This window comes from Pontimonas sp. (assembly GCF_031581085.1).
Taxonomy (GTDB): Bacteria; Actinomycetota; Actinomycetes; order Actinomycetales; family Microbacteriaceae; genus Pontimonas.
Genome location: NZ_JAVLBO010000003.1, coordinates 65,922 through 76,797, shown reverse-complemented (window position 1 = coordinate 76,797; position 10,876 = coordinate 65,922). Strand labels below are relative to the sequence as shown.

The 10,876-nt window shown below is 62.0% G+C and carries 11 protein-coding genes; 7 read left to right on the top strand and 4 right to left on the bottom strand.

Going from position 1 to position 10,876, the window contains the following annotated elements; genetic code table 11:
* Together RI518_RS02115 and RI518_RS02110 are read left to right on the top strand one after the other, a co-directional pair.
* The coding region (locus RI518_RS02115; RefSeq protein ID WP_310689225.1) for a fibronectin type III domain-containing protein at positions 1–3,495 on the top strand (3,495 nt) is incomplete at its 5' end.
* Between the two features lie 235 nt (positions 3,496–3,730).
* Entirely contained in the window at positions 3,731–3,982 is a 252-nt protein-coding gene (locus tag RI518_RS02110) for a hypothetical protein (RefSeq protein WP_310672419.1), read from the top strand.
* Between the two features lie 41 nt (positions 3,983–4,023).
* Here RI518_RS02110 and RI518_RS02105 read toward each other — a convergent pair whose 3' ends face one another.
* The 3 genes from RI518_RS02105 to RI518_RS02095 form a co-directional block, all read right to left on the bottom strand.
* Positions 4,024–5,496, bottom strand: a complete 1,473-nt coding sequence (locus RI518_RS02105; protein ID WP_310689224.1) for a sodium:solute symporter family protein — start codon at positions 5,494–5,496, stop codon at positions 4,024–4,026.
* Positions 5,493–5,756, bottom strand: coding sequence for a hypothetical protein (locus RI518_RS02100; RefSeq protein ID WP_310689223.1), 264 nt, complete (start codon positions 5,754–5,756; stop codon positions 5,493–5,495). The genes RI518_RS02105 and RI518_RS02100 overlap by 4 nt, the downstream gene beginning before the upstream one ends.
* Positions 5,757–5,861: 105 nt before the next feature.
* The gene (locus tag RI518_RS02095) at positions 5,862–6,827 is read right to left on the bottom strand and encodes a ribokinase (RefSeq protein WP_310689222.1); all 966 of its coding nucleotides are present in this window, start codon (positions 6,825–6,827) and stop codon (positions 5,862–5,864) included.
* A 418-nt stretch (positions 6,828–7,245) separates the two neighbouring features.
* Between RI518_RS02095 and RI518_RS02090 the strand changes: the two genes are divergently transcribed.
* The 5 genes from RI518_RS02090 to RI518_RS02070 all read left to right on the top strand — a co-directional run bounded on the left by RI518_RS02090 (position 7,246) and on the right by RI518_RS02070 (position 9,882).
* A complete protein-coding gene (locus RI518_RS02090) occupies positions 7,246–7,596 on the top strand; it encodes a type II toxin-antitoxin system RelE/ParE family toxin (protein WP_310689221.1) in 351 nt (116 codons plus the stop codon).
* Entirely contained in the window at positions 7,583–7,921 is a 339-nt protein-coding gene (locus tag RI518_RS02085; protein ID WP_310689220.1) for a HigA family addiction module antitoxin, read from the top strand. Before RI518_RS02090 ends, RI518_RS02085 begins: the two co-directional genes overlap by 14 nt.
* Positions 7,922–8,241: 320 nt before the next feature.
* A complete protein-coding gene (locus RI518_RS02080) occupies positions 8,242–8,838 on the top strand; it encodes a fasciclin domain-containing protein (RefSeq protein WP_310671825.1) in 597 nt (198 codons plus the stop codon).
* An 84-nt stretch (positions 8,839–8,922) separates the two neighbouring features.
* Positions 8,923–9,213 (top strand): antibiotic biosynthesis monooxygenase family protein, encoded by a 291-nt coding sequence (locus RI518_RS02075; protein WP_310689219.1) that lies wholly within the window; start codon positions 8,923–8,925, stop codon positions 9,211–9,213.
* Between the two features lie 201 nt (positions 9,214–9,414).
* A complete protein-coding gene (locus tag RI518_RS02070; RefSeq protein WP_310671828.1) occupies positions 9,415–9,882 on the top strand; it encodes a fasciclin domain-containing protein in 468 nt (155 codons plus the stop codon).
* A 40-nt stretch (positions 9,883–9,922) separates the two neighbouring features.
* On the opposite strand, the gene RI518_RS02065 is transcribed toward RI518_RS02070, so the two are convergent.
* Positions 9,923–10,834 carry a DUF4349 domain-containing protein gene (locus RI518_RS02065; protein WP_310671829.1) on the bottom strand — a complete coding sequence of 304 codons (912 nt, stop codon included), beginning with the start codon at positions 10,832–10,834 and terminating at the stop codon, positions 9,923–9,925.
* Between the last annotated feature and the right edge of the window lie 42 nt (positions 10,835–10,876).

Below are 10,876 nucleotides of genomic sequence, written 5' to 3'. Positions count from 1 at the left end.
GGTGTGGATATCCAATATTCAGTGCAGACCGAGGGTGTCCCGTCGTGCGATATTGATGATAGCGATACCCCAACGGTGACGTTCAGTGCGACCGGAACCTGTGTGATTCGAGCGACGGCCTCAGAGGGTGGTAAGTACCAATCGGCGACGACGGATGTCACCCTCACGGTGACGAAGACCGCGCAGACCATTACCTTTACCGCACCGGGCGATAAGACGTACGGCGATTCGTCTTTTTCTCTCACCGCGAGCGCCAGTTCATCGGAGTCCGTGACTGTGACCCATAGCGACGCCGATATTTGCACCGTCTCCGGCACGACCGTGACGATTGTGTCTGTTGGCACCTGCACGCTCACTGCCTCACAGTCGGGAACGGATAGCTATGCGGCAGCGACCGATGTGGTGCGTTCTTTCACGATTGCACCCAAAGCACTCACCATGACGGTATCGATTGACGACAAGGACTATGACGGGTCGTCCGCGGCCACAGTCGCGTCACCCTCGCTCAGCGGCTTGGTGTCGGACGACTCCGTCTCAGTCGTGTCCGATGAGATCACGGCGGCGTTTGCTAATCCCGACGCTGGGTCTTCCAAACCAGTCTCTGTGACTCTCGGGGACGGAGTGTTGTCTGGCGACCGCTCCGATCGCTACACCGTCACTGTCGCCTCAACCCCCACGGCGAGCATTAATAAGGTCAATCAGGCGACACTGTCTTTTGCTTCGGCGTCATCGATGACGTTTGGTGAATCACTCGAGTTGGTCGCCATTGGTGGGTCCGGTTCGGGAGGCTTGTCCTACGACTACGTGTCGGGTCCCTGTTCGGTGACGGACTCCACGGTCACGACCAGTGGTGCCGGAAGCTGTGTGGTGACGGCTACCCGCGCGGCCAGTACCAACTACAACGCCCAGACCACGTCGAATTTCACCATCACGGTCAATAAAGCCAACCAGAGCATTAACTTCACCTCTTCTGTGCCGGTATCGGCTGTCTCGGGTACGACCTACACCCCCACGGCCACGGCGACCTCCGGCGAGACGGTGTCCTTTGATATCACTACGGGCCGTGACACGGTGTGTTCGATTTCATCTGGTGTGGTGACGTTCCTCACATCGGGCACCTGTGTGATTGAGGCAAGCCAAAGCGAGGGCGATGACTACAACGCGGCACCTTCCGTGACCCAAACCATCGTGGCGGGAAAAATTAACCAAACGATTTCTTTCCCCGCCATTTCCGGCAAGGACTTTGATGATCCGGCCTTTAGTGCGGGAGCATCCGTGTCGTCTGACCGAGAGATCACCTACGCCACCAGCACATCCTCAGTGTGTGGGGTGGACTCCAGTACCGGTGTGATCAACATCAAAACCGTGGGTGACTGCACCGTCACGGCCTCTTCCGCCGGAGATGATTCCTACGCGGCGGCATCCGATGTGACCAGGACCTTCACGATTTCGCCGGTACTTGCCGGGAAACCGTCGATCACTTCGGTGTCGTTTGGTGACTCGTCGGTGACCGTTGCCTTTGGTGCACCCGGCTCAACCGGTGGCGACGCCATTGATGGCTATCAGGTGGTGGCGACCAGCTCAGGTGGCAGTGTGACGAAACCTGACTGTTCGACCACTTCGCCCTGCACCATCACAGGGCTCACCAACGGTGAGGCCTACACCCTCACGATTGCGGCGATTAACGCTGCCGGTGTGGGCCCTGCTTCTGATTCGTCACCGTCGATTACCCCGGCCACCATTCCCGATTCGGTCTCAGCGCTCGCGACCACTCCCGGCGACGAGCAACTGGTGGTGAACTGGTCGAAGGCGACGAGCTTCGGTGGGGGCACATTCACCGAGTATGAGCTGTTTTACCGAGTGCGCGGCAATTCGTGGAGTAGCCCCGTGTCCATCAGTACGGTCAACACTGAGACGTACACCATCACGGGCCTGACTAACGGCACGGCCTATGACGTCAAAGTGGTCACCATTTCGTCGGTGAACGGCGAAGAGCTGTCGTCGAATACGGCGACAGCGCTCGGTGTTCCCGCAACAGTGCCGGATGCTCCGACTGGTCTGACACTGACCGCACTGTCGAACACGACGGCAGCGGCGGCCTGGACTGCTCCACTCGATGACGGTGGTGCCACCATTTCCGGTTACAACGCGAACCTCACCTGCAGTTTCGACAACGCAACCGATGCGTTTTGTTCACTGACCGGCCTCACCGCCGGTTCCCGAGTCACCTTCACGGTGGGGGCAACCAACCTGATCGGAACGGGGTCAGTAGCGACCGTCGCCATCACCATGCCGGGGGGTTCGTCCGGTTCCGATGACGACGATGACGACCGCCAGCCCACCACGACACCTGCTCCCCCCCGGTTGCCCACTGCGGGGCCCGGCCTACCGGGCTCTCCCCGATTGCCCCTCCCCCCGTCGCCGGCGCCACGCCCAGAAGTGATGGACGGACCGTTCCAACCCCCGAATCCTCCCACCGGCACGGGACCGAGGGCATATGTGGGCGGTGTCCCGGCACCGGTCACCTCCACCCCCCGAAACGATGGAGGGGTTGATGTTCAGACCGGCACCTTCCGCCTCGGTCTTTTGCCGGGGCGTCCCCCCGGGCAAGGCACCACTATTCCCGCCGGTGGTGGCGTGACGCTGGGGCCCGGGCAGGACCCGGAGCTCTCCGGGGGTGGTTTACTGCCCGGCTCGAGTCTGCAGGTGTTCCTGAGCGGTGGAGATGGGCGGGAAATCGGGCGCGTACCGGTTCACTCGGACGGCACCTTCGAGGGAGGAATGACTTTTGCCGCCGGGGCCGACGAAAGGCCTTTGCCGGTCGGCCCGACCATGGTCCAAATGGTCGGCTACGACGCTGAGGGGAATCAAACCGTGGTGGAAATCCCGGTCAATATTGCCCAGGGAGCCCCAGCGCCGGAGCCCAACCGTGAGGTGGGGCAGTTGCCCGATCTTGTGCGCGGTCAGTCTCTGGCCACATCGGCGGGCATCCCCGAAGCTTTTCGCGTCACGGCGTTTCCCGAGCCTGGGCGGGTGGAGATGACCAATGGGGAATGGACGTTCGCCGTGACCGTCGGTGAGGACGGCGGCGAAGTCAGGGACCAGGAGGGCTCGGCCGAGGTTCGACTTGTTCAAGAGCGCGTGGCGAGGGCCTCCGGTTCGGGCTTTCAAGCCGCGACTCGTGTCGATGTCTGGCTCTTTAGCGAGCCGACCCTCCTGGGCAGTGTGATTGTCGCGGAAGACGGCTCCTTTGACACCGATTTTTACCTCGATGGACGCTTTGCCACAGTCGGTGACCACACCCTTCAACTCCAAGGGGTGGGCCCCGATGGGTACACCAAGGCCGTGAATCTCGGGGTCACGATCGAACAACCCCCCGCGCCCCCCACGGTGCTAAGCGCAGGGTCGCTCGTTCTCTGGTCCACACTCATCCTGCTCGCCCTCGCTCTGCTGGCGGTGACACTCTCTAGGAGATGGCGTCGAGCTGAAGGCTAGGACGGCGGGTGGGCCGACGATGGGCTTGAAAAGCGCTCGGCACACTGGGCGCTCTCGAGCGGCCACGGGCTATCGCTTCTGTCAACCCCAACACCCGGTTCCCCGGGTGTGTTCTCCCCGGCGCGGACGCGGCGAGACGGGCACCCGCACCTCACCTCCGTGTTGCGGTGCGGGGCTGCATTGAGGTTGGCACCATCCTCGGGGCTTAGCCTGTCGATGAGGAGAGGGGTCGAGCGTGTTGACGGAGACCGACTGGCTCAGCTGGTTGTGGGCGATCGCGGGCGCAAGCTTCATTGGGGGCTTTTTGCTGTGGGTGACCAGCAGTTGGTGGAAAGACTTCTCCTCCCGGCGCACCGACCGTGGTGCGGACGACGACTTTGACCAGCCACCCGTGCCCCGGCCACAGGCTTTTGGGGTGGACCTCATGGTGCTCGGACTGATCATCCTGGTCATCACCCTGATTACGGCGCTGTTTCTGCCTCGCTAGCCAGGGCGCAACTGGTCGGGGAGATGGGCCTCGCTTTGTGGTTACCAGGCGCGGTGTGTGGCCAGTAACGGTGCGAGCTCCCCGCGGAAATCCAGAGCATCCGGGTGGGCTTTGGTGATGAGGCTGACGGCGACAAAGCCCAGCACACTGACGCCCGCCACACTGCCGACAAGAAGCGGATTAAACACGCTGACGCCTTGGAACAATGCCAGCCACACGGCGGTAATCGCCCCACCCAGCAGGGAGGCGAGTGCGCCCCAGTGGGTCGCACGCCGCCAAAAAAACGCCCCCACAATCGTCGGCACCATGACCATCAGTCCCGCTGCGGAGAGCGACGCCAACTGGTCGACAATGTCGGCCGACTGCAGGGCAAAGTAACTGGCGAAGACGATCACGACCACAACCACAGTGCGTCCGATCACGATTTGGGTGCGATCCTTCACGCCGCGTTGGCGGGAGAAATCCCTGGCCACCATGGAGCCGAGGGTGAGGGCGATTGAGTCCAGCGTGGAAATGGCGGCCGCCAAAATACCCACCACCAGAAATAACACCACCGGCACCGGGATCAGCCCGCTGTTGAGCAAAGCGGGGGAGGCGTTAGAGGTGTTGTCCAAATCGGGGGCGACCTGAAGGGCGATAAACCCCCACACCACGGCGACCTGGGTGAATACCAGGCCGAAGCCTAAAACCCACAGCACCATGTTGCGCATGGACCGGAAATCTTTAATGATGAACAGCCGCTGGGCCACCTGCGGGTTGGAGATGGCAAAAAAGAACCACGGCACGGCCAGAGCGATAAATGTCCCCAGACTCCACAGCCCCGGACCGGGAACGCTCAACCATTCGGGGTTGTTCTCGAGGGTGAGTGAGACGAAACCGTCGACGCCGCCGAGGGCGGCGATGGCGAACCCGACCGCGATCAGGCCACTGATGAGCATCATGGCCGCTTGGGCAGCGTCGGTCCACGCCACCGAGCGCAATCCGGCAAACAGCGTCCAGACAATCGCGAGTACCGCTCCGATGAGTACCGCTTGGAACAGGTCGAACGAGTCGTCGGTAACCCCGGAGAGCAGAAGTCCAATACCGGCCATTTGGGTGGTGCAGTAGGGCAGCAGGAAGACGAGCGAGAGCAGCGCCATCAACCGTGAGACTCGGCGATCGCCGTAGCGGGCACCAAACATTTCGGTGGGGGAAATAAACCCCCACCTCTTCGAGGCCAGCCAGTAGCGCGGCGCAAAGATCACCAGCAGGCTCAAGCCGGCGAAGTAGACCAGTTCAAAACCGAGCGCGCCAACCCCACCGCGGTAGGTCAAACCGGTGAGGACGACGAGCATGAACGCGGAGTAGGTGGTCGCCGCGTAGCTCAAACCCGCGACGATTGAACCGGTGGTGCGCCCGGCGAGGAAATAATCGGTGGCGGTGCCGCGATTCGCCCGAGTGGCCACGATGGCCAGGGTGATTCCCAGAGCGGTGAAGGCACCGATGGACAACCAGATCAGGGTGCTAGAAATCATTCGTCATCCCTCCAGCTGGCCACACCCCAGTAGATAAAGCCGGCCACCACCAGGGAAAAGCCGGTCCAGAAGCCGTAAACGGCAAAGGAGCCCACCAGCGGCGAGAGCCACAGGTACGGAACGATGAAGGCCGAGGCCACACTCAGCGCCACGACCACCAGCCACGGCCGAAAACCCCGACGTGGTCTCTGGGCCAGGGAGCGTTCATGGTCGTGTTGTTCGTGTTCTCGTTGTTCGTGTTCTTTGTCTGTTTCGTCCATGTGTTCTCCCGCGTGCGGTGTGATTCCAGCCTGTCAATAAACCCTCCACGACACCACCACAGCGCGGCCACCGCACGGCGACGGCGGCGAGGGCTGCCCTAGTGCCTAGGTGTCTGTGCCGTTGGCTTCGCGGGCGAGGCGAAAAAACGCTTCGGCCTCGCTCGCTGCCGGGTAGGAGGCTTGCGCTCCCGGGCGTTCCACGCTGGATGATGCGGCGTGTACTGCAGCGTGGAGTGCTTGCTGCCAGGAGAAGCCGTGACTGAGCAGCGCGACGAAATAGCCCACACAGCAGTCGCCGGCACCCACCGTGTCGATCGGGGTTACGGCGGGAGCGGGGGTGAAAAATGGCCGCTCTCCCAGTCGATAGCCCACCGCGCCGTGTGAGCCCAGTGTGACGATCAGATGGCAGCCAATTGCGCTCGCCCAGTCGGGGAGTGCGGCGAGGATGTCATCGAGCGGGCCATCGAGTGAGATGGTCATTCCGTGGCCGGCCAGGAGTGCCTCGGTCTCAATTTCGTTGGCAATCAGCCAATCGGTGTGTTCGAGAATGCCGGGCTGTAGGTCACCAAAGGGCGCGGTGTTGAGAACAGTGGTGAGACCGGCCGCCTTCGCGCTCACCAGCCCTGCATGCACGACGTCTTGGTGGAGCTCGAGTTGGCTGATGAAGTAGCCCGCTCCGGGGTGGGCCCCGACGGCCTGCCCGACCGAATCGGGCTCTAAGTGCGCTGAGGCGCCAAGAAACACCGCGATGCGGTTCGCACCGGAGGGCTCAACCCAGATTGTGGCGTTTGCGGAAGGTCCCGGCACGACGAGCAGGTGCTCCAGGTCGATATTCTCCGCCTCCAGGCCAGTGCGCATCATGGTCGCAAAAGAATCGTCGCCGAGGGCGCCAATAAAACTGACGCCCGCGCCGGCGCGAGAAGCGGCCACGGCCTGGTTCGCTCCCTTGCCCCCGAGGCCCATCTGGAAATCTGTCGCGATGACGGTTTCGCCCTCGGTGGGAGTGTGTGGCAGGTAGGCGTTGAGATCGACATTGCTATTTCCCAACACGACGATGTCAGCCTGACTCATCGGACCCCCTCGGTGAGACCTCCAGCGACGAAATACGTCGTCTGGAGACTGTATCGCGATGGGGATTTACGGCGAGCGCACAGATGTTCAACAGAAACCTGCGTAGAGGTATAACAGAAACCTGCGTAGAGGTATAACAGAAACCTGCGTAGAGGTATAACAGAAACCTGCGTAGAGGTATAACAGGCAACAGCTCTGACGGCCGGCGCCCCGATGGCGTCGCCGTCGTGCCTCTAGCCCTGCTGGGACCCTAGTCGCGAGGCTCGGGTCCTCCAGCGCAGATGATCGTGTGGGGCGTCAGCCCTCACGTGGTGCGGGCTGAACATTTCGGGTCCCTCCCGCGCGGGTAAATAGTGTGCTCGGGGCACGGTGCTCCTTGCAGGCTGTTGCCCTCATTCGGCGCATCAGACTGACGAATATGTGTCGGAAGAGAGTGGACTGGGGACAACTTGTGCAACAATGTAACGGGACGCGTTACGTTTTGCGCGTGGTTTGCTCTTTTGGGACTGCCGCGACAGAAAAGATGTTTTATGGTCAATGCCCACCGCGGTGGCATCCAAGGCTTTGTCTCGCTGCGTTGGCCCGGCTGACGGTGTTGGAGGCAGCCCATGCCCTGTCCGATCTCCACGCCACGAGAGGGCTCGCTCTGGAGAAATTACGGGGGAATCACTTGGGCATGTGGAGTATTCGGATAGGCAGACAGTGGCGCATTATTTTTCGTTGGGGTCCTGACGGGCCGGAGGAGGTTGAAATCATTGACTATCACTGACAGTTCTCGGACGCTGATTCCTCGAAACCGCCAGCAGCCGATGGCTGCCGCAGCTGCGCCCGGAGACATCTTGTTGAAAGATTTCCTGCGCCCGGCCCGCATTACGCAACGCGGCCTTGCCCGCGCAATAGCTGTGCCCCCCATTCGCATCAGTGAAATTATTCGTGGCAAGCGGGCAATCAGCGCGGATACCGCGCTGCGCTTGGCGGCGTTTTTCTCCACCACTCCCCAGTTTTGGCTCAGCTTGCAAACCAATTGGGAGTTGTCTCGCACGGCCCACGCCCATCGCGAGACGTACGCTCGCATTCAGCCTCACAAGGGGTGAGTGCTAAGGGCGTCACACATGAAGCGTGTGTTGTGAGAGCGGTCGACCGCTGAGCCCTTTTCCCTCTCTCGTTTTTTCTCCCTTTCTCCCTCTTATTCTCGGGGAAGACTTTTTCGAGAAAACTTTTCCAGGCGTACAGCTCACGCCAAGGCTTTACACCACCTATTCGGTGCTCATCCTTACCCCCTTCGCATCGGGTAAACAGCCGGTGAACATCTGGGCTGCCTACGTTCGTCTTAGCGCCACCCGGCAAACAGCCGCGGTGGCGTGTGCATCACTTCTGAACACAATCACGGAGGTAACACATGAAGAAAACCCTGATGGCTGGACTTGCAGCAGCCACTCTGGTGCTCTCTGGCTGCGCCGCAGCCGACGAAGAGGTCGCCCCAGAAATGGAAGAAACCGTCGAAGAAACGGTTGAAGAAAACGTCGAAGAGACGGACGCGGTCGAAGAAGAGACCGAGCCCGCTGTCGAGCCCGAAGCCGGAGACATCGTCGCCGTCGCCACAGAGGCGGGTTCATTCTCCACTCTTGTCGCCGCGATTGACGCCGCCGGATTGGTCGAGACTCTTCAGGGAGAGGGCCCGTTCACGGTCTTCGCTCCCACCGATGAGGCATTCGCTGCGCTACCCGAAGGCGTGCTCGACGCACTCCTCCTGGAAGAGAACCTCGAAGTTCTCCAGCAGATCCTCACCTACCACGTAGTGCCCGGTGAAGTAATGGCTGCCGATGTCACCACCGGTGATGTCGCCACCGTCGAAGGCTCCACCGTCGCGATCGAGGTCGGTGACCAGGTGACCCTGAACGGCACCGCCACGGTGGTGACCACTGACGTGGAAGCCTCCAACGGTGTCATCCACGTGATCGACCAGGTCATCCTGCCCGAGGGCGTGGACCCCGCAACACTCGTCGAGTAAGTAATCGACTCGTGAAAGGGCCGGTGGCGTATGCCACCGGCCCTTTTTCGTCCCCCACTCACCCCCGCGACCTACACTGTCGCCATGGCGAACCCGTGCACGGTGGTGGTGACACTGGAGCCTTTGCCGGGATGCGCCGATGAGGTTCAGACCGTGGTCGCGCGTGAGCTCGAGGAAATACGCGGTGCTGCGGGGTGCGAAGCGTATGAGCTCTACCGCGCGGTGGATGACACGGTGTGGCTTATCGAGCGGTGGTCGAGCAGGGAAGACTGGCAGGCCCATTTCGATCAGCCGGCGATCGCTCGGCTGAAAAGAGACCTCACGCCCTTATTGGCGGCGGCTGCCACGCGCCGTGAAATGTATTCCGCGCGGTGAGTGTCTTACCCCCAACACGCCCGGAGCGGGCCACAGGCTGTGGGCTGGCCGTGGGTATCGGTATTCAGGGCGCCCGCACACCCGCTGGACATCTCCCCGCCACCTCGTGCTCCTAGCGTGAGAACATCACCGCGCTTCGGCCCGTCGCGCGAGGTCGTGCACGTTCACACCTGGCGGGCCATCCCCATAAAGGAGATCACTATGACTGATTCGCACAACGAATCACCCAACGAACCAGGCGACATTGTCGCTGTTGCCACCGAAGCGGGAAGCTTTAGCACCCTCGTCGCCGCGGTGAGCGCCGCTGGCTTGGTCGAAACCCTCCAAGGCGAAGGCCCCTTCACGGTGTTTGCCCCCAGCGACGACGCCTTTAGCGCACTGCCCGATGGTGTCGTTGAGGCACTACTGGTCGAGGACAACCGCGAGGTGTTGACCAAGGTCCTCACCTACCACGTGGTCCCCGGCAAGGTGATGGCCGCCGAGGTCACTACCGGAGATGTGGCAAGCGTTGAAGGTTCGAGCATCGCCGTGAACGTCGGCGACACGGTCACCTTAAACGGTTCCGCCACGGTCACCGCGACCGACGTGTTGGCCTCAAACGGTGTCATCCACGTCATCGACGCAGTGATTCTTCCCCCGGGAGTCGACGCCGCCGCACTGGTGGCCTAGCGACCCCTTCCCCCTAGGGGATGCGCGCCGTGGCCGGGGTTTAGTCCCCGCCACGGCGCGTCGTGTTTCGCCGCCGAATCCGCAGGGCAATCCACAGCACGATACTGAGGGCGACGAGTAGGCCAAGCCACGGCACGATCACTCCGAAGAAGACGATGCTTCCGGCGAAGAAGGCGAGCATCGCCTGCCAGCCGGCGACGATTCCGTCGACAAAGCCGTCTGGCTCGCGCTCCGGGGCGTCTTCGGGGGAGCGAATATCGACTCCGATGGAGGCGTATTGGACCTGGTCGCTTAAGTAGTTTCGCTGCGAGTTCAGCGAATCCAGTTCACCCTGTCGCTCGGAGAGGGCCGTTTCGATTTCGACGAGGTCGGCCGTGCTGGCAGCGTCCTCGAGAAGTTCTTGCAGGCGCTCGATGCTTCCCTCCAACACCGCTATGCGCGCATCCAGGTCCACCACCTGCAGGGTGACGTCTTGGTTGGACAGCGTCTTGGATTCCAGTACGCCCAGGGCCTCAATGGCGTCCAGGGTGTCTTCGAGTGCGTCCGCGGGAATTCGCACCCACAGTGACGCGCGGGGGGTGTTGCCATCGATTTGCGCCGTTTCGCTTCGTGAGTCGACCCGGCCGCCGGCAGCGTTCACTTGTGTTTCGACCGCATCGGCGGTGGCGAGGGGGTCCTCCGCGGTGAGGTATAAATCGCCGGTGATGATCTGGGATCGCTCGGCCGAGTCAGCACCGGCGCCCTGCGGGGTGCTTTCCTGACCACCCTCTTGACTTCCGGGGGCCATCTCCTGGGTGAGGGCGTCGTTCGAGTATGAGGGGGCGAGGGACTCTGCCGTCTCCACCCCGCTCACGCGGTCGGTGCTCGTGTCGGCGCTGGTGCAACCGGCGAGGGCGAGCACACCGGTGAGGGCGAGCGCACCGGCGAGGGCGAGGCGTTGAGAGGTCTTCATGGCGACAGAGTATGGCTTTTGGGGACGCGATTTCTATGGAGG

Coding starts and splice junctions, on each gene's coding strand:
- RI518_RS02105 (WP_310689224.1), bottom strand. CDS start 5,496: ATGATTTCTAGCACCCTGATCTGGTTGTCCATCGGTGCCTTCACCGCT.
- RI518_RS02100 (WP_310689223.1), bottom strand. CDS start 5,756: ATGGACGAAACAGACAAAGAACACGAACAACGAGAACACGAACAACAC.
- RI518_RS02095 (WP_310689222.1), bottom strand. CDS start 6,827: ATGAGTCAGGCTGACATCGTCGTGTTGGGAAATAGCAATGTCGATCTC.
- RI518_RS02090 (WP_310689221.1), top strand. CDS start 7,246: ATGTGTCGGAAGAGAGTGGACTGGGGACAACTTGTGCAACAATGTAAC.
- RI518_RS02080 (WP_310671825.1), top strand. CDS start 8,242: ATGGCTGGACTTGCAGCAGCCACTCTGGTGCTCTCTGGCTGCGCCGCA.
- RI518_RS02075 (WP_310689219.1), top strand. CDS start 8,923: ATGGCGAACCCGTGCACGGTGGTGGTGACACTGGAGCCTTTGCCGGGA.
- RI518_RS02070 (WP_310671828.1), top strand. CDS start 9,415: ATGACTGATTCGCACAACGAATCACCCAACGAACCAGGCGACATTGTC.
- RI518_RS02065 (WP_310671829.1), bottom strand. CDS start 10,834: ATGAAGACCTCTCAACGCCTCGCCCTCGCCGGTGCGCTCGCCCTCACC.